Below are 17,415 nucleotides of genomic sequence, written 5' to 3' on the forward strand. Positions count from 1 at the left end.
CCGTGGAGGAACCCGAATGTGACCATCGGCCACCCGACCGACCGCGACCGCCCCGCCTCGTCGGCCGCCCAGCGGGTGGGCACGCGCACGGAACTACAGGCGGATGACGATCAGGGCGATGTCGTCAGGACCGCCCTCGGTGACGTCGAGGTCTGCCAGCAGCGCATCGGCCAGCGGGCCGGGAAGGAGCGTGCGTCCCGCGCTCAGTGCCGTCGTCAGGCGGGCCAGACCGGCGTCGATGTCCTCGGTGCGGCGTTCGATGAGCCCGTCGGTGTAGAGCACGAGGGTGTCGCCCGGCGTGTAGGTGAGGCCGGCCTGGGGGCGGGGGACATGGTGCTCGCGTGCGCCGAGTGGCGGGTCGGTGGCCTTGTCCAGCAGCTCGAAGGTCCCGTCCCGGTGGAGCAGAACGGGCGGAGGGTGCCCGGCGTTGCTGTAGATGATCAGTCTGCTTCGGGTGTCGATGAGCACCTTGACCGCCGTGGCCGCCATCGCGCCGTCCACGGACCGGGCGTACAGGCCGAGGACCTCGAGCGCTTGCGCGGGGCTGGGAATGGCGCGGATGACGGCGCTCAGCGCACTGCGCAGCATGCCCATGACCGCCGCTGCGTGCAGGCCGTGGCCGACGACGTCTCCGACGGCCGCGGCATAGCGGTCGGGCGGCAGGTCGACGACGTCGTACCAGTCGCCGCAGACGTTCAAGGAGGTGGTCGCCGGCAGGTAACGCATGGCGATGTTGTCGTGGCGGTTCAGATCGGGTGCGGAGAGCATGGCCTCCTGCAGCGCGACCGCGACCTGCCGTTCACGGGTATGGGCCTGGAGCAGTTCCCGGTTCAGCCGGTGCAGTTCGTCGGTGCGCGCGTACAGCTCGGCGGCCAGGCCCTTCTCATGCGGGGTGAATTCCGCGCCGAGCTGCCCGGCCCGGCCCGAGTGGAAGAAGGCGGTGACGTCCTCGGCCCGCTGGACGATCCACTTCACCCTGCCGTCCGGCCCGGGAAGCGGAGTGTGGATCTTCGACCACCATCGTTCCTCGAATCCGGCCGGCCGGCCGGCGGCGGGGATGTCGTAGCGCTGGAGCACCAGGACGTCCGGTTCCCCGGTGTCCATGGCGCGGCACAGTGACGCCTTCACGTCCTGCTGCGGGTCGCCGGGGAAGCCAGGGCGCGGCGGCATGGCGTCGAAGAAGTACTTCCCGAGCAGTTCGCCGCTCGTCCGGCCGGTCGTCTGCAGGTAGGCCCGGTTGACGTAGCGGATCACCAGGCCCGTGTCCAGAACCAGGTACGGGCTCGGTGTGATGTCGAAGAAGGCCGTGAAGTCGATGTCCACCGTCACCACGCGCTCGCGGGCGCGTCTTCCCATTGCAGTCTACGGGTGATCCCCTTCACCGCCTTCTGCCGTTCCGGGGCCCTCGCCCCGGTGACGAACCACTGCGACCGGGCACTGCGCGTGATGCAGGACGGCCTGGCTGACCGAGCCCAGCAGCAGGCCCCTGAAGCCACCCCGCCCCCGCGCTCCGACGACGAGCAGCTGCGCGTCCGTGCTCGCGTCGATGAGAGTATGCCGCACGCGGCCGACCACCGGTCTGCGCACCACCGTCACGTCCGGGTGCCTCTCCTCCCGGCCGGCCAGCGCCGTGTCCAGGACGCGCCCGGCGTGCTCCCGCAGGTGCGTCTCGTCATAGGTGACGAAGGGGGGATCGGCCGGACCGTCGTAGACATCCGGACTCCCTGGCCGGCACACGTACATCGCCGTGAGGTCCGCGCCGCGCAGGGACGCCTCGGTGAAGGCGAAACGTACGGCTTCCTCGGAGGCGGACGAGTCGTCGACCGCCAGCAGGACGGGACCCGCGGGGCGTGGGCGTCCCCGTACCACCAGCACGGGACAGCGGCCGTGTGCGGCGAGGTGCCCGGACGTGGAGCCCAGCAGCAGGCTGCTGAAGGCGCCCAGACCGCGGCTGCCGACCACCACGAGCGAGGCCGAACGCGAGGCGATCTCGAGCACCGTCAGTGGCTCTCCCACGGTGACGTCGCGGGTGATGTCCACCTCGGGTGCCACGCCGCGGGCCCGCCGCTCGGCCGCCGCCAGTGTGCCGTCGAGCAGCTCGCGCACCCCTGCCCCGGCGGGGTTCCACGGTGGTCCCCCGGCCGGGAGGTGTGAGGACGAGCGTCCGAAGGCGTGCACCAGCCGCAGCTGCGCCCCGCGGACGGCGGCCTCATGGCTCGCCGCCTCGACCGCGTGCAGACTTGACGGTGAACCGTCGACTCCCGCCACCACCGGCTTCGTCATGGTGGCACTCCTTCCTCGGGGAGGGGCTTCGGGCCGTTCCCCGCGCGGGCGGCCGGCGGGGATGCCGCCCGGAGGAGTGCGCCCGGTGTCACGACGGTCCCGGTGCCGTCATCCAGCGCCACTGGGTGAACTGTTCCAGGCTGGCCGTGCCGCCGATGCGGGCGCCGTTGCCGGAGACGCCCATGCCTCCGAAGGGGGCGTTCGCGGCGTCCTTGGCGGAGACGTCGTTGATGTGGACCATGCCGGTGCGCAGCTGCTCGGCGACAGCCCTCGCCCTCGGTACGGAGCCGGAGTGCACGGCGGCCGCCAGACCGTACGGGGTGTCGTTGGCGATCTCGACGGCCTCCGCGTCGCTGCGGAAGGGCACGACGGGGGCGACGGGACCGAAGATCTCCTCCGTGTACGCGGGCATGGCCCGGTCGACGTGGTCCAGGACGGTGGGCGGGTAGAAGAACCCCTCGCGTCGGCCGCCCGTGAGGACCCGCGCCCCGGCGGCGACGCTCTCGTCGACGATGCGCTCGATCCGGGCGGCCTGCCCCACGCTGATGACTGGGCCGACGCCGACACCCTCCTCACGGGGGTCGCCGACACGTACGGCCCGCGCGTGCCGGACCAGAGCGTCGGTGTACGCCTCGACCAGGTCGGTGTGGACCAGATGGCGGCCGGCCGCTACGCATGCCTGCCCCTGGTACCCGAAGGTGCTCACCGCTCCGGCCAGGGCGGCCGCCTCCACGTCCGCGTCCTCGAGCACCACGAGCGCGTTCTTGCCGCCGAGCTCGAGCAGGACCCTTTTCAGCCCTTCACCCGCCACACGGGCCACCGCGCGCCCGGCCGCCGTGGAACCGGTGAACACGACCATGGCGACATGAGGGTCCGCCGCGATCGCCTGCCCGGTCTCAGCGCCGCCCGGCAGGACGTGCAGCACCCCGTCGGGCAGGCCGGCGTCCTCGAAGAGCCGGGCGACGAGGACGCCCCCGGACACCGGCGTGAGCGGGTCGGGTTTGAGCAGCACGGTGTTGCCCAGCGCGAGCGCGGGCGCCAGCGCGCGCATCGCGAACAGGAGCGGAGCGTTCCAGGGATTGATGACACCGACGACACCGAGCGGCACCCGCCACGCCAGACTCGTGCCACCGGGGGCCTGCGGCGCCAGAACCTCACCCCGGGGCATCGAGGCGAGTCCGGCGGCGTGCGTCAGCTGGGCGAGGGCGGCGGCGATCTCGTAGTCGCCCTTGGCGGGGACGCCGGCCGACTCCCGGACGATCCACTCGCGGAAGGTGTCGCTGCGTTCCCGCAAGGCGCCGGACGCCCTGAGCAGCAGTTCGACACGATCAGAAGGAGCAGTCGCGGCCCACTCCCCGGCGGCCCCGGCGGCCCGTGCGCCGGCCCGGGCGACGTCCGCGGGCGACGCGATGCCGACGTCGGCCAGTGTCTCCCCGGTCGCCGGTTCGATCACCTGACGGGTACCGCCCTCGGATTCTCGCCAGCCCGAGCTGTAGATCTTTCCGGTCCACTCGGCCCGGTCCGGCCACCTCTCGCCGATGACAGCCATGGATGCCACCCTCCGTCCGGGACCGATGCCGCCGCCCTGCCGTGAGGACCGCCGCCCCGCCACGAGGAGCACGTCCTGCTGAGGACCTGTTCGCGCGCATCTGTCACGCTTGCTATCTAGTGTCATGAAAAGTGAAGGTGCGGCGCACCTCGGGTTCAGGGCGCACCCCGGCGGACGGCCCCAGGCGGGAGGCGGGATGAGGTCATGATCGGATCCGCGTCCGCCCGGGACGAGGGCCCGTCGGGCGACGGGTCGCCGGAACGCGTCGACGAGGCGGCCACGGCCAGGGTCGTCGTCGACGGCCGCGGTGTCGTGACCGCGTGGAACGAAGGGGCCCGGCGGCTGCTCGGGTACCGGGCCCCCGAAGTGATCGGCAGGAGTGGGGCCCGGCTTCTCGCGGACACCGCTCACCCTCACGTGCCGGACTCGCTGACCGGCCTGCGGAGGTGGAGCGGGACCGCCACCCTGCTGCACCGGGACGGTCACCGGCTCAGGGTCGCCCTGCTGGCCCATCACCGGGAGAGCGACGGAGACGACGACTGGCTCCTGGTGTCTCCGGCGGCCCGGCCGGCACCTACGCCGCTGGACGACGCGTTCGTGCGGCGCAGTTTCGCGCAGGCTCCCTACACCATGGCCCTGTACGACACCGGACTGCGGTTGCGCTGGGCGAACGGGGACATGGAACGTGTGATGGGCCTGTCCGAGGCGGAGATGCGCGGTCTTCGGGTGACGGAGATCGTCCTCGACCCGGAGAGCGAGCGGACCGAGGAGGGCATGCGCACCGTGTTGCGGACCGGGCGTCCCCACGAACTCGGAGCCGCGCTGCACCTCGCAGGCCAGGAGCAGGAAAGCGTGTGGTCGGTGTCCCTGGTGCCGGTGCGCGACTCCGACGGGCGACTCGAAGGCGTCCTGCTGTCGGCGCACGACGTCACGGAGCAGTTCCTCGCACGGCAGCGACTGGTTCTGGTGGACGACGCCAGCCTGCGGATCGGCAGCACCCTGGACCTGCCCCGTACCGCTCAGGAACTCGCCGACGTGGCCGTCCCCCGGTTCGCGGACTTCGTCACGGTCGACCTCCTGCCGTCGATCGAAGGGGGCGAGGACCCGCCGCAGGGTCCTCCGCACGGTCCGGTGATGATGCGCCGGGTCGCCTCCCGGTCGGTACTGGAGGGCTGCCCCGAAGCCGTGGTGCCGCTCGGGACGGTGGCGAACTACCCGGAGCGTTCCACAGCGGCACGCTGCCTGGCGGAAGGTCGGCCGGTCATCGAGCACATCACCCCCCGCGCACTGGAGGATCTGGACCGGACGGCCCCGCAACGGGCCGCACGCATGCGGCAGTTCGGATTCCACTCGGTCCTGGCCGTGCCCATGCGCGCACGTGGTCTCACCCTGGGAGTGGCCACGTTCTCCCGCCATCAGCGGCCCCAGCGCTTCGAGCAGGACGATCTGCTGCTCGGTCAGGAGATCACCGCCCGCGCCGCCGTGTGCATCGACAACGCCCGCCGCTACACCCGCGAGCGGGACACCTCGCTCACCTTGCAGAACAGCCTGCTGCCGCAACACCTCCCCGAGCAAGCGGCCTTGGACGTCGCCTCCCGCTATCTGCCCGCCAGCGCCCGGGCCGGTGTGGGCGGCGACTGGTTCGACGTCATACCGCTCTCCGGTGCCCGGGTCGCTCTCGTCGTCGGTGACGTCGTGGGCCACGGCATCCAGGCCTCGGCGACCATGGGGCGGCTGCGCACCGCCGTGCGCACACTGGCCGATGTCGACCTGCCCCCCGACGAGTTGCTGACCCACCTCGACGACCAGGTCAACCGCCTGGCCGGCGGGCGGGACAGCACGGCGCAGCTCGACGGGGCCATCGGCGCCACCTGTCTGTACGCCGTCTACGACCCGGTCTCCCGCCGCTGCACCATCGCACGGGCAGGCCACCCCGTGCCCGCCCTGGTGACACCTGACGGCACCGTCGAGTTTCTCGAAGTCCCAGCAGGGCCACCTCTCGGCCTGGGCGGCCTGCCCTTCGAGTCGACCGAGCTGGAGCTGGCCGAGGGCAGCCTTCTCGTCCTCTACACCGACGGGCTCGTGGAGACCCGCGGCCGTGACATCGACGAAGGAATCGCGGCCATGCGCCAGGTGCTGCGGCGACCGGCACATGATCTGGAGGCCACCTGTGACGCCCTGCTGAGCAACCTCCTCACGGACCGCCCCTCCGACGACGTGGCGCTCCTCGTCGCGAGGACGCGAGCCCTCGACGCTTCCCACGTGGCGACCTGGCCGGTGTCGCCGGATCCCGCCGCGGTCGCCGAGATGCGCAAAGCCGCCTGCCGGCAACTGGCCGCGTGGAACCTGGACGACGCGGTGTTCGTCACCGAGCTGGTCGTCAGCGAACTGGTGACCAACGCCATCCGCTACGGCCGCCCGCCCATCGAGCTCAGACTGATCTACGACCGCACCCTCATCTGCGAAGTCTCCGACGGCAGCACGACCGCACCCCATCTGCGCCGGGCCCGCACCTTCGACGAAGGCGGACGCGGCCTGCTTCTCGTCGCCCAGCTCACCCAGGGCTGGGGCAGCCGTCAGATACCCAACGGCAAGGTCATCTGGGCGGAGCAGTCACTTCCCGACGACTGAACCTGTAGGTCAGGACCTGACCTACTGCCCCCATAGCTTCGGAAGGAGCAGCACCCACTCAGGAGGAAAGCGGATGACCGTGAAACCGATCCCGGACGGCTACCACACCGTCACGCCCTGGATCATCTCGCGCGACACGGCCGGGCTGATCGACTATCTGAAGGAGGCGTTCGACGCCGAGGAGATCGCTTGCGTCGTCGGCGAGGACGGCCGGATCGGGCACGCGGAGGTGCGGATCGGGCTCGGTCGTCATGCCCTTCGACGCACCGCCCAACTGGCCGCCGACGCCCGCCTTCCTGCGTCTCTACGTGGAGGACGCCGATGCCGCGCACCGCAGGGCCGTCGCGGCCGGCGGCACGTCCGTCACCGAGGTGACGCATCTGTTCTTCGGCGACCGAATCGGGCGGGTACGCGACCCGCTGGGCAACCTGTGGTGGCTCCAGACGCGGGTGGAGGACGTCAGCCCGGAGGAGATGGAACGCCGCCTCCACGACCCGAAGTGGACCGCAGCGATGGCGTACGTCCAAGGCGCCGACTTCTTCCCGGGGGCAACGGGTGACGCACAGCAGGACACGGCCCGTCGGTGACGGCCCGGGACCGGTCCTCGGCGCACCGACTGGGCGGCGGCTCGATCAACCCAAGGCGGACTCGGGCCGGTTGAAAGCCGTCGGCCCTCACACCCATTGATGTGTCGATGAGTTGGGATGCCGGTACGGGACGGGCGCCCGCCTCCTTGACCTGAAGTCCGATTGAGCTTCTAGCGTGTCCGGGAGTTGATCTCTGACGGCGGGAGAACGCGCTCATGATCCTCGTGACCGGAGCCACCGGACATATCGGCAGTGCGCTGCTGAGGGAGTTGCACGCATGCGGTGCGGGGCCGGTGAGAGCGTTCACCCGTGACGCTTCACGGGCGGCGTTCCCCGAGGAAGTCGAGGCCGTGGAGGGGGACTTCGCGGTGGCGGAGACGTTGAGGCCCGCTCTGGGCGGGGTGCGCTCGCTGTTCCTCCTGTCGCGTACGGGCCCGGACGCGGACATCCTCGCGGCGGCCCGGCAGGCGGGTGTGGAGCACGTGGTGCTGGTGTCGTCCATCACCGTCCAGACCCATCCGCACCTGGGTCCCGCCGCCGACAACCTGGCGGTCGAGCGGCTGCTCAAGGACAGCGGCATGGACTGGACGATCCTCCGGCCGACGCAGTTCGCCTCGAACGCCTTGATGTGGGCCGGGCCGATTCGGGACCGTGTGGCGGTCCGCGCGCCGTATGCGGACACCGGGCTGCCCACGATCCACCCCGCGGATATCGCCTCGGTGGCGCGGGCCGCGCTGACCGAACCCGGCCACCGGGGGCGGACGTACGCCCTGACCGGTCCGGAGCCGGTGACCGCCCGGCAGCAGGTCGATGCCATCGCGGCAGTGCTCGGGCGGGATGTGCCGTTCATCGAGATCAGCCGGCGGGAGGCCCGTCGTGGGATGGCCGCGGTCTTCGGGGAGGAGGCCGCGGACGCGGTGCTCGATGTCACGGGCGGAGACGTCAATGACGAACTGCTGGCAGTGCGCGACACGGTGCCGCAGATCACCGGTTCCCCCGCCAGGCCGTTCCGGCGGTGGGCCGCGGAGAATGCCCACAGGTTCCGCTGAGCCGGCCGGCCGGTAGGAGTCCCTGTGCTATTCAAGGGCGATGACGCTGATCAAACCCTGTGGCCGGCCGTTCGACGCGGTGCTGTGCGACCTCGACAACGTGATCCGGTTCTATGACCTGACCCGGTTGGCGGGGCTGGAACAGCTGGCCGGATTGGCCGAGGGGACCACCACGAGGGTGGCCTATGCGCCGGAGACGGACCTGCCGCTGCTCCTCGGAAAGATCGGCAAGGAGGAGTGGGTGGAGACCATCGTGCGGGGTCTGGTCTCTGCGGTCTCGGAGCCGCAGGCCCGTGAGCTGGGAACGGCACTGGCCGAGGCGCCCTTCCGGGCTGACGACGTGGTGGTCACGATGCTTCGCCGGATACGGGAACACATGCCGCTCGTCCTGGTCACCAACGCGACCCTGGAGCTGGAGAGCGACCTCGAATCCCTGGGACTGTCCGACCTGGCGGACCATGTCGTCAGCAGTGCCCGGGTCGGAGTGGCCAAGCCCGACCGCGAGATCTACGAAATCGCCGCCGCGCGAGCGGAGACCGGTGTCGAGCGTTGCCTCTTCGTCGACGACCGGCTGGAGAACGTCGAGGCCGCTGTGGCGCTGGGCATGACGGGTGTGCACTATCGCGAGCCGGAGGATCTGCGCAGGGTGCTGGCGTTCGCCCTTGAGGATTGAGGCCGCACAAGATCACCTGAAGTGCAGGTGGGCCGGCCTCCGTGCGGCGCAGTACCGGTGGCAGTCGGTCCAGATCGGGGCCGGTCTGGACCTGCCGCTCGTCCCACCAGGTCGCGCCCGCGTCGCGCAGCGGACCGATGACGTCCCTGGCCTTGGCCGCGTCCTGGGGTGTGGCGCCGCCCAGCACCAACTCGAAGGGGCGCTCGCTGCCGGCCTGCCGGTGCTCGCGCAGGTATGCGGCCACCTCTCGGACTTCGGCCACATCCGGCACGTGACCATGCCGGGCCGTCTCGAAGAGCGGTACCGCGCCGTCCCAGCGGGCTGCCCGCCGCATGGGCGGGCGGCGTGGCCAGAATCCGCCGATCCACACCGGTGGGCCCGGCTGTTGCACGGTGGCGGGCAGCAGCGTCACGTTCTCGGCCGCGTAGTGCCGGCCGTGGTGGTTCACCGGTTCGCCGGTCCAGAAGCGCCTCAGCAGCTCCAGCCCCTCGTCCAGGCGCTCGGCGAGCCGGCGCGGGTCGGCGGTGTCGCCGAAACTGTGGTACTCGTCCTCGACCGGACCGCCCAGACCTGCGGCGAAGGTCCCCCGGCCGCCGCTGAGCCGGTCCAGGGTGGCGACTTGGCGGGCGAGTTGCTGCGGACGGTAGCGGGGGACCGGCGTCAGCAAGGTGCCCAGCCGAATGCGTGAGGTCGCCAGCGCCGCCGCGGTCAACAGCATCCACGGGTCCGCGAAAGGACGGCCCTGGTGATGCCGGTGCAGCACATGGTCCCAGACGAAGAGCCCGTCCCAGCCGGCCTGCTCGGCGGCAGCCGCGACGGTCGCGACGTTCCGCGGGTCCGCGAAGTCCCCGAAGTTGGGGATGTTGATGGAGAAGCGCATTCCAGCAGGATGTGCGGTGGGCGGCGAGGACACCATCGGATGCGTCACCAGGAGCCGCGTGAAAGGGAATTCAGCCCCTGAGGTGGGCCCGCTCCGGCTTCCCGGTCCGCGGAAGATCACGCATGCGGCGCATCGGGCTCATGGCGAGGATGAGCCAGGAGGGCGCGACGACACCGGTCATGATCCACATGGCCGGCCGGTACCCGACGGCATCCCCCAGCATGCCGCCCAGCAGGGATCCGAGCGGGATGGTGCTGTGGTTGATCATCATGGCGGTCGCCACGACCCGGCCGAGCATGTGCGGCGGGCAGTAGGTCTGCCGGAAGGTGCCCACCACGATGTTGGCCACGGAGACCCCGATCCCTACGAGGAAGGACCCCGTCGCGAACAGCAGCAGCCCCGGCCCTGCCGTGGTCATCGGCAGCAGCAGCACGAACGGCGAGGTGGCGAGCTGCAGGAGAAGCAGCCCTCGCGCCGTGCCGAAACGCCGGGTGAGACGGGTGGCCACCAGCGCGCCGACGATGCCACCGGTGCTGCCGCTGGTGAGCAGCAGCCCGACCAGGCCCGCGTTCAGCCCGATCGTGCGGACCAGGAAGGCGACCTGGACCGCCTGATAGCCCATCAGCGCCATGTTGATCACGGCGCCCCAGGTGACCATCGGCCGCAGGTACCGGTCCCGGCCGACGAAGCGGAGCCCTTCCGCGATCTGCCCCCGGAGAGAGGCACGTGCCTCTTCCGGAGCACTGTCCGGCTCGACGACGCTGATCCGCTGCAAGCAGACCGCCGAGACCAGGAACGTCACGGCGTCGGCCACGAGCGCGGTGACCGCGCCGAGTGCCTGGGCCAGGAGCCCTGCCACTCCCGGTCCGGCGATCTGGGTGGCGGCCTCGCTGCCCTGCAACTTGGCGTTGCCCTCCAGGAGGTCGCGGCCATCGAGAACGACGCGGATGTACGAGTGGTAGGCGGTGCTGAAACACACCGACGCCGTACCGCAGACCAACGCGACGACGACCAGTTGCCCAAAGGTCAGCGCGCCGAGCCACGCCGCCGACGGGACGCTCACCAGCGCCGCGGCGGCTGTCACGTCACACGCCGTCATCAGTGGTCGTTTACGCCTCCGGTCCACCCATGCCCCTACCGGGAGACCCACGAGCAGCCACGGCAGCCACACCGCCGCGGTGAGCAGGCCGACAGCGGTGGAGCCGGCGTCCAGCCCCACGACCGCGATCAAGGGCAAGGCCACCACGGTGATGCTGTTGCCCAAGCCACTCACGGTTTCGCCCACCCAGAGCAGGCGAAAATCCGGTTGGCTGAAGACTCCCCAACGCGGTCGGGGCCGGTCCGACGTGTCATTCCTCGCGTCCACCCGAGGCATCATGCCGTGGGCCACCGCATCCGCCCACGGTGGGCAGCCGTAGCCGCTCCGGCGCCTGGTGTCCCAGGTGCTTCGGTGTGGGGCGCCCCCGCTCCCTGAGCACTCGTCACCTGTACGGCACAACCGTGTGGGCGCGTTGCGAGTCTTCTGATCGATCACGTCGTGATCGAAGCCACGAGGAGACCATCATCAACCCCATACGCAAGACCCTGATCGCCACCGCCGTCGTCGGTGCCGTACTCGCGGGCGCGGCCGCCTGCGGAACGGTGGAGCAGCTCTCCGCCGGCCAGAAGCTCGACCGGGCCTTCGAGGAGCTCGGCAAGAAGAAGACACTCTCCTTCGAGCTCGACCTGGACACGGACGTCGCGTCCTTGAAGGCGCTGGACGCCAAGTCCGACCCCGCGCCCGGTGACGAGATCCCGGAACACGTCGCCGAGTTGCTCAGTGGTGCGAAGATCACTGTGACCGTGCAGTCGAAGAAGCCGCTCGACGAGTCCGGTGAGAAGGACCTCCTCGGCACGGCCCTGAAGGTCAGCACCCCGGACGGCGAACTCGCCGAGTACCGGGTGATCGGTGACTTCACCTACGTCCGTGCCGACATGGCCGCGATGGGCGAGATGGCGGGCAGCCCTCTGCCGGACGCAGACGATCTGCCCCCGGAGGCCGGGGCGATGAAGGACGTCATCGAGGGCAAGTGGGTGAAGATCAACACCAAGGAGATGGAGAAGGTCACCGGCGAGAGCCGGAAGGCCAGGGGCGGTCCCGCGCCCGCGCCGTCCCTCGACGCCAAGACGCAGAAGAAGCTCGTGAAGGCCCTCCGGGGGGTCATCGCCCGTGAGGTGAAGTTCAAGACGGCCGACGGCGGGAACGGCACCGAGCACGTCACGGCGACGGCCCCCTTGCGCACGCTGGTCACCGAACTGTTCGGCGAGATCCGCCCGCTGGTGAAGGACCTGCCGCCGGGCGTGGAACTGCCGACGGACAAGGACCTGAAGGAGGCTCCCGACGCCAAGGTGACGGCGGACTTCACGCTGAAGAACGGCGAGCTGTCCCAAGTGGAGGTGGACCTCGCCGAGCTGGCCGAGAGCGCCAAGGTCAAGAAGCTGGGCCTGACCCTGCGGATGCGCGAGGGCATCAAGCCCACTGCTCCGGCCGGTGCCACGAAGCTCGACCTGGACAAGCTCATGAACGGCTTCTTCGGCGGCGCGGCGATGAGCGACGCCGGGTCGGCGTAGAGCGGGGACGGCGTGGGGGCCGGTCGTGTTGTTCGGACGTGCGGCCCCACGCGTCGGCCGCGTAGGCGAGGGACCGCCGACACCCCACCGTCCGGTGCTGGTCGGCCTCTGCGCTCAGTCGGGTCCTGTCCAGTCGAAGGGGAAGTACTTGCTCGACTTCCCCGAGCGTTCCCAGGAGAAGCCGAACGCGTCGGCCCTGTCGGCGGTGGCCCGCCCCCAGGTGGCGACCTGGCCCGGCCCGACCTCGGCGCCCGGGGCGTTGTGGACCTGGACGCGGGTCCCTTCCGATGTCGTCGGGCCGGTGAGCGCTTCGGCGGTGGCGGTGACCCGGCCGGGGATCTCGGCTCTCCAGGTGGCCAGATCCTCGTCGATCTTCACGCGGATCGGCGCGAAGTCCATGCCGCGCATCTCGGGCCGGAGCATCTGGCCGAACTGTGCCGGCCAGCCTCCTGCCTCGCCGCCGAACACCGTCCCGAGCGCGGCGCGCTGCCGGTCGTCGGCTCGTTCGTCGAGGAAGACCGCGGCGTACGCGTCGGTGTGCTCGCCGGCCCACACGTTGCCCACGAAGGCGCCCAGCATCAGGACGTTGAGACCGTCGAGGCGTACGTCGCCGTAGTTGCCCGCACGGATGTGCCAGACCAGCACGCCTTCGCAGTCACCGTAGGTCGGGGGCTGCGCGAACGTGCAGGGGCACGGTATGGCGCATTTGCACACGTCGAACCAGTCGCCGGCCAGATGCCAGCGGGTCCCGGTGCCGTCCTGTTCCGTCATCTCGCTTCCCTCCCGTCGAGCCGGGGGAGCTCCTCCGGAATGGCGAGACCGCACGTCCCGAGCCGCACGCGGATCGCGAAGCGGCCTTTCTTCCAGCTTGCCGCGGACACTCACATGTCGTCCATCGACGGCGCAGATTCCTGCAGCCCCAGCGAGTCCTGGAACGGCGCCAGCGCCGCGAGGACGAGGAAGACAACACCCACCACTCCCGCCAGCAGCGGCCCCCTGGACCACAGCTTCTCCACGAAGATCACAACCGCCAGTCCGGCCATCGCCGCCACGTTCATCACTCCGAGCGGTATGAGGACGACCATCAGTCCCGCGCAGCAGCCGACGCAGTAGGCGCCGTGGTGGAGGCCCACCCGCAGATCGCGGGCCGGCTGCCGGAACCCGGAGTAGCGCACCAGCTGACCCATGGGGTCACGGCAGTGCCGCAGACAGACGTTCTTGAGGGGGCCCAGCTGATAGAGGCCCGCCACCAGGAAGGCGACCGAGCCGATCCAGCGTCCCGCCGCCGGATGATCGCCCACCAGGTTGCCGGTGAGGTTCAGAGCCACGTGGGCGAGCAGCCCGAAGGCCGTCCACACCAGCAGGTACCCGACCAGGAACTCCACGGTGCGCCCCGCCCGGCTCCACCCGGACGTCTGCCGCCCGATCCCCCGCACCCAGGTGAGGGCGACCGGTGCCATGGAGGGCAGCATCATGGCCGCCATCATCGTGACCCAGAGCAGCAGGAACAGCGGCAGTGCCAGCCCCATCGTGCCGGGTTCGGCTCCCATGTCCCGGGCCTGCGCGACGGTCAGCACCCAGGCGGGCACGGCGATCAGGACGACCAGGGACCAGGCGACCACGAGTTCCCGCGCCGGCATCAGCCCTCCGCCCGCTCCGGTGGGCGCGGGCGACCTGGCGGAGAGGAGGACGGAAGTCCGGAGATGCCGCATCGGTGCACTCCCTGCGTACTGTCCCAGGACAGCACGCCCCCGCCGCGCCCGCGACTCCGACCTTTCTCGCGCCGACAGCCGGTACGCATGCGGTGGCACGGTGGCACGGTGGCGACCGCGCCCGGCGACCGGGGGAAAGTCCGTGGTCGTCGCGAACTGTGGGACGATCGCGGCCAACCGCTCCTCGTTGGATCGTTCAACCCCGACGCACGCGTCGTTCCCCGCACTCCTGCCCCAGGAGCGGATCCGGACTCGGCATGCAGAGAACGCAACAGTCCAGTCGCAGGCGGCATACCCGGACTTCTCGTCTTTGCTCTTCACGCCGGCCAAGAGAACGGGCCGTGTGATCCCGACGACCCATTCGGATCATGCGTTCATCAGCGAGGATATTCCAAGTCCGCCTACGAGGAGCAGATCATTCCGTCTACGGGAGAGCTTTGCACTCCAGTCGTTGCCTAATCAACATTCGAGGAATGATCTACTTCCCCAACTGGGTCGACATGCAGAGCCCTTGCGCCAACTCCATACTCCTGACAGGGTTCGGGAGTCGGTTCTCGGCATTGCGTCACGGGGGAGACTCGATGTTGTACATCTTTCCGATGGCCCATGAAAGCTCTTTCTGTCCACGGCCGGTGGCCGGCCCCGCTGCCTGACGCCATCCGCTCCGGATGAATCTCACGCCAGCCGGTAGGCCCACTGGGGAGGAAGAGCGATGGACGGTGTCTCCGCATCCGTACAGAATCCGATACGACAACACTTCCGTCACCCGGATTCCTACTTCGGCGGACTCTTATCGGAGATCACCCGGGTACCGATCAGCCGCATCGTGGTCGTGGGCTCACTCCGCACCGTCGGGGAGGATCCACGGCACATCAATGCGCTCGCCGAGGTGTGCTCCGCACTGCCGCCGATCGTTATTCACCGCAGGACGATGACCGTCATCGACGGTGTGCACCGGCTCAGGGCGGTGGAGAACAGCGGTGCCACGCACATCAGTGCCGTGCTCTTCAACGGCGACGAGCGAGAAGCCTTCGTGCTCGCGGTCAAGCTGAACAGCAACCACGGACTGCCGCTCTCCCCGGCCGACCGCAAGGCCGCCGCCCTCCACATGCTCGCCGATTTCCCGGAGTGGTCCAACCGGCGGCTGGCGGGGGTCGTAGGCCTGTCGGACAAGACGATCGCAGCGCTCAGGCGGCGGTCGGGTGCGGAACTTCCGCACCCGACCGCCGTACGACTCGGGCGTGACGGGGTGGCCTACCCGCTCGCGGCGGGCGAAGGCCGCAGGCGCGCCCTGACGTACCTCGCCGCGCATCCCGACGCGTCCGCGCAGGAGGTGGCGCGCGTCGCCCACATTTCGCTCACCACGGCGAAGGACGCGCGAAAGCGGGCGCGCACCGTTCGGGAAGAGCCGCAGGCGACGGTGCAGCAGAACCCCGGGCCGGCCCAGGAGCGCGAGGCCGTCGGCCGGCCCCCGATCGGGAAACGTCCCAGGGAGCAGCCGGTGAGCACAGACCCCGCGCCGGCGGTCCGGCGGTTGCGGGCCGATCCCTCACTTCGCTTCACCGAGGTGGGCCGCAAGCTGCTGCGGACACTGGACCCCTCGGCCCCGCAGCCGCACGAGTGGGCGGCGATGGCGAGCAGCCTCCCGATCCACTGCGCGCCCCTGATCGCCGAGCTGGCACGGCACCACGCCGAGAGCTGGCAGCTCCTGGCGGAATCCTTGACGGAGCGAATGAATTCCCGGGACGCTGACGTGTAGCGTCCGGCCGCTTTCAGACGGACTCGTTTCCAATGCCTTTGTTTCGGCGCCCCGGTTGAATCCGTCGACATCGCCTTCCTGCTCCTTGCGAACTTGCCGCAATACGCGGGGTTGCCGTATTCGGCAACACTTCCACCATGTCGACGTCTGTTTCGATGGAGTTCCTGCCGGTGGTTTCCGGAAGCTGATCAACCGGAACTGACCCACCCGATGAAAGATGCAATTGTTGAAGTTTCGACCTGAGGTTCAAACGGTTGCGCGGCGCTCGATCGCTTCGTACGATGACGCACACAATGTGAAGCGGGGGAGCGGGGGGAACGTGACTTCGTATAGCCCAAGCCGTGTTGGGCATGAGCAATCGCCCGTGCCTCAACCCGGTATTCGTAGCGATGTGGAATTACCGGAAATGCCGACCCATTGGTACAACTTCCTGGGAGACCTGCCCGGCCCTATGCCCGTGGTCAGGGACTCCGGAATCCCTACCGCCGCGGAGATATCCGCACAGGTCCGGCCTCGAGTTCTCATCGAGCAGAACGCTCCTGACGGGCAATGGGTCGCGATACCCGAACCGGTCGTGGAGCGGCTGCGGCAATGCGGCAGGCCGACACCGCTGCACCGGGCACGCCGGCTGGAGAAGCACCTCGGAACGGGCGCGAGGATCTACCTCAAGCGTGAAGACGTCCTTCCCAGCGGCAGCTTCAAGCTGAACACCGCCATAGCCCAGGCGTACTACGCGGCCGAGGAAGGGCGGACCACCCTCGTCACCGAGACCGGAGCGGGCCAGTGGGGCATGAGTGTCGCCCTGGCGGCGAAGATGTTCGGTCTGCGGGCCGAGATCTTCATGGTCAGGTGCTCGCTCGACCAGAAGCCCTACCGGCGTCACTACATGGAGCTCCTGGGAGCCGAGGTCCGGCCGTCGCCGTCGACTCACACGGCGATCGGGCGGAAGATCCTCGGGGAAGTCCCGGACCACCCCGGCAGTCTCGGCACCGCGATCAGCGACGCGATCGAGCATGCCCTGGGCAAGCCCTCAGCCGCCTATCTCGCCGGCAGCGGGATGCCGCACGTGTACCTCCATCAGACGCTGCTCGGACTGGAGGTGGCCAAGCAGCTCAGGGAAATCCATGGCGAGGACCTGGGCGTTGACGGGCGCGGCGACCACCTCATCGCGTGCTCGGGAGGCGGAAGCAACCTCTGCGGTCTCATCGGCCCCCACCTGCGGGCCAGGGCCGAAGGAGCCGATCTGCGCTTCCTGGCCGCGGAATCCACGGCGGCGCCCCGGCTCACTCAGGGCGTCTACGAGTACGGTCGCACCGACCTGGGCGGATTCACGCCTGAGGTACTCGGCTACACGATGGGGGAGAGCTTCATCCCACCGCCGAACCACGTCGGTGGCCTGCGCAACCACCACAGCTCCGCCCTGGTCAGCCTGCTGCGACGGGAGGGAGTCCTGGACGCCGTCGCCTTCGACCAGCGGACAGCGCTGGAGGCAGGCCGGCTCCTGCTGCAGACCGAGGGCCTGCTGCTCGCCCCCGAGGCCGGCCACGCGGTCGCCGCGGCCCTGGACGTAGTGGCCAAGGCCGACGCGCAGAATCTCGAACCGGTCATCGTGGTCCTGGCCAGCGGCTCAGGCTTCCTCGACCTGCAGGGATACGGCGAAGTCCTGCTCGACGCATAGCCGC

At 69.9% G+C, this 17,415-nt stretch carries 14 protein-coding genes and 1 pseudogene; 7 read left to right on the forward strand and 8 right to left on the reverse strand.

The features are described 5' to 3' along the window. Positions 1–93 precede the first annotated feature (93 nt). The 3 genes from ACFY9S_RS31790 to ACFY9S_RS31800 all read right to left on the reverse strand — a co-directional run bounded on the left by ACFY9S_RS31790 (position 94) and on the right by ACFY9S_RS31800 (position 3,832). Positions 94–1,356, reverse strand: a complete 1,263-nt coding sequence (locus ACFY9S_RS31790) for a SpoIIE family protein phosphatase (protein WP_391135192.1) — start codon at positions 1,354–1,356, stop codon at positions 94–96. 6 nt (positions 1,357–1,362) lie between these two features. Further along, a complete protein-coding gene (locus ACFY9S_RS31795; RefSeq protein ID WP_391135194.1) occupies positions 1,363–2,283 on the reverse strand; it encodes a universal stress protein in 921 nt (306 codons plus the stop codon). An 88-nt stretch (positions 2,284–2,371) separates the two neighbouring features. Beyond that, positions 2,372–3,832 carry an aldehyde dehydrogenase family protein gene (locus ACFY9S_RS31800; protein WP_391135197.1) on the reverse strand — a complete coding sequence of 487 codons (1,461 nt, stop codon included), beginning with the start codon at positions 3,830–3,832 and terminating at the stop codon, positions 2,372–2,374. 204 nt (positions 3,833–4,036) lie between these two features. On the opposite strand from ACFY9S_RS31800, the gene ACFY9S_RS31805 reads away from it, so the two are divergent. Next, positions 4,037–6,463 (forward strand): SpoIIE family protein phosphatase, encoded by a 2,427-nt coding sequence (locus ACFY9S_RS31805; protein WP_391135200.1) that lies wholly within the window; start codon positions 4,037–4,039, stop codon positions 6,461–6,463. Positions 6,464–6,521: 58 nt separating this feature from the next. Here the strand turns inward: ACFY9S_RS31805 and ACFY9S_RS31810 are convergent, their stop codons facing one another. Continuing rightward, entirely contained in the window at positions 6,522–6,716 is a 195-nt protein-coding gene (locus tag ACFY9S_RS31810) for a hypothetical protein (protein WP_391135203.1), read from the reverse strand. On the opposite strand from ACFY9S_RS31810, the gene ACFY9S_RS31815 reads away from it, so the two are divergent. The 3 genes from ACFY9S_RS31815 (at position 6,715) to ACFY9S_RS31825 (ending at position 8,772) form a co-directional block, all read left to right on the forward strand. Continuing rightward, entirely contained in the window at positions 6,715–7,050 is a 336-nt protein-coding gene (locus tag ACFY9S_RS31815; protein ID WP_391135206.1) for a VOC family protein, read from the forward strand. The genes ACFY9S_RS31810 and ACFY9S_RS31815 overlap by 2 nt on opposite strands. A gap of 215 nt (positions 7,051–7,265) precedes the next feature. After that, on the forward strand, positions 7,266–8,099 hold the full coding sequence (locus ACFY9S_RS31820; RefSeq protein WP_391135209.1) for an NAD(P)H-binding protein: 834 nt from the start codon (positions 7,266–7,268) through the stop codon (positions 8,097–8,099). A gap of 40 nt (positions 8,100–8,139) precedes the next feature. Beyond that, entirely contained in the window at positions 8,140–8,772 is a 633-nt protein-coding gene (locus ACFY9S_RS31825) for an HAD-IA family hydrolase (RefSeq protein ID WP_391135212.1), read from the forward strand. Between the two features lie 19 nt (positions 8,773–8,791). On the opposite strand, the pseudogene ACFY9S_RS31830 reads toward ACFY9S_RS31825, so the two are convergent. Both ACFY9S_RS31830 and ACFY9S_RS31835 read right to left on the reverse strand, forming a co-directional pair. Then, positions 8,792–9,652, reverse strand: a pseudogene (locus ACFY9S_RS31830) (LLM class flavin-dependent oxidoreductase); the annotation flags it as partial. A gap of 70 nt (positions 9,653–9,722) precedes the next feature. After that, positions 9,723–11,030, reverse strand: a complete 1,308-nt coding sequence (locus ACFY9S_RS31835) for an MFS transporter (protein ID WP_391135214.1) — start codon at positions 11,028–11,030, stop codon at positions 9,723–9,725. 122 nt (positions 11,031–11,152) lie between these two features. Here ACFY9S_RS31835 and ACFY9S_RS31840 point away from each other — a divergent pair, with 122 nt between their 5' ends. After that, on the forward strand, positions 11,153–12,262 hold the full coding sequence (locus ACFY9S_RS31840) for a hypothetical protein (RefSeq protein WP_391135217.1): 1,110 nt from the start codon (positions 11,153–11,155) through the stop codon (positions 12,260–12,262). Between the two features lie 114 nt (positions 12,263–12,376). On the opposite strand, the gene ACFY9S_RS31845 is transcribed toward ACFY9S_RS31840, so the two are convergent. Then, on the reverse strand, positions 12,377–13,033 hold the full coding sequence (locus ACFY9S_RS31845) for a DUF1326 domain-containing protein (protein ID WP_391135220.1): 657 nt from the start codon (positions 13,031–13,033) through the stop codon (positions 12,377–12,379). A 110-nt stretch (positions 13,034–13,143) separates the two neighbouring features. Next, entirely contained in the window at positions 13,144–13,974 is an 831-nt protein-coding gene (locus tag ACFY9S_RS31850; RefSeq protein ID WP_391135223.1) for a DUF2182 domain-containing protein, read from the reverse strand. A 712-nt stretch (positions 13,975–14,686) separates the two neighbouring features. Here ACFY9S_RS31850 and ACFY9S_RS31855 point away from each other — a divergent pair. Beyond that, the gene (locus ACFY9S_RS31855; protein ID WP_391135226.1) at positions 14,687–15,733 is read left to right on the forward strand and encodes a ParB N-terminal domain-containing protein; all 1,047 of its coding nucleotides are present in this window, start codon (positions 14,687–14,689) and stop codon (positions 15,731–15,733) included. 406 nt (positions 15,734–16,139) lie between these two features. Further along, positions 16,140–17,411, forward strand: coding sequence for a TrpB-like pyridoxal phosphate-dependent enzyme (locus ACFY9S_RS31860; RefSeq protein ID WP_391135229.1), 1,272 nt, complete (start codon positions 16,140–16,142; stop codon positions 17,409–17,411). Positions 17,412–17,415: the final 4 nt, after the last annotated feature.

The organism is Streptomyces sp. NPDC012474 (genome assembly GCF_042955185.1).
GTDB classification, from domain to species: Bacteria; Actinomycetota; Actinomycetes; order Streptomycetales; family Streptomycetaceae; genus Streptomyces; species Streptomyces cahuitamycinicus.

Bases quoted from the DNA above. Each gene is read 5' to 3' on its own strand.
- ACFY9S_RS31860 (WP_391135229.1), top strand. From the start codon at position 16,140: ATGCCGACCCATTGGTACAACTTCCTGGGAGACCTGCCCGGCCCTATG.
- ACFY9S_RS31835 (WP_391135214.1), bottom strand. From the start codon at position 11,030: ATGATGCCTCGGGTGGACGCGAGGAATGACACGTCGGACCGGCCCCGA.
- ACFY9S_RS31820 (WP_391135209.1), top strand. From the start codon at position 7,266: ATGATCCTCGTGACCGGAGCCACCGGACATATCGGCAGTGCGCTGCTG.
- ACFY9S_RS31805 (WP_391135200.1), top strand. From the start codon at position 4,037: ATGATCGGATCCGCGTCCGCCCGGGACGAGGGCCCGTCGGGCGACGGG.
- ACFY9S_RS31845 (WP_391135220.1), bottom strand. From the start codon at position 13,033: ATGACGGAACAGGACGGCACCGGGACCCGCTGGCATCTGGCCGGCGAC.
- ACFY9S_RS31790 (WP_391135192.1), bottom strand. From the start codon at position 1,356: ATGGGAAGACGCGCCCGCGAGCGCGTGGTGACGGTGGACATCGACTTC.
- ACFY9S_RS31800 (WP_391135197.1), bottom strand. From the start codon at position 3,832: ATGGCTGTCATCGGCGAGAGGTGGCCGGACCGGGCCGAGTGGACCGGA.
- ACFY9S_RS31850 (WP_391135223.1), bottom strand. From the start codon at position 13,974: ATGCGGCATCTCCGGACTTCCGTCCTCCTCTCCGCCAGGTCGCCCGCG.
- ACFY9S_RS31810 (WP_391135203.1), bottom strand. From the start codon at position 6,716: ATGACGACCGAGCCCGATCCGCACCTCCGCGTGCCCGATCCGGCCGTC.
- ACFY9S_RS31825 (WP_391135212.1), top strand. From the start codon at position 8,140: ATGACGCTGATCAAACCCTGTGGCCGGCCGTTCGACGCGGTGCTGTGC.
- ACFY9S_RS31855 (WP_391135226.1), top strand. From the start codon at position 14,687: ATGGACGGTGTCTCCGCATCCGTACAGAATCCGATACGACAACACTTC.
- ACFY9S_RS31795 (WP_391135194.1), bottom strand. From the start codon at position 2,283: ATGACGAAGCCGGTGGTGGCGGGAGTCGACGGTTCACCGTCAAGTCTG.
- ACFY9S_RS31815 (WP_391135206.1), top strand. From the start codon at position 6,715: ATGCCCTTCGACGCACCGCCCAACTGGCCGCCGACGCCCGCCTTCCTG.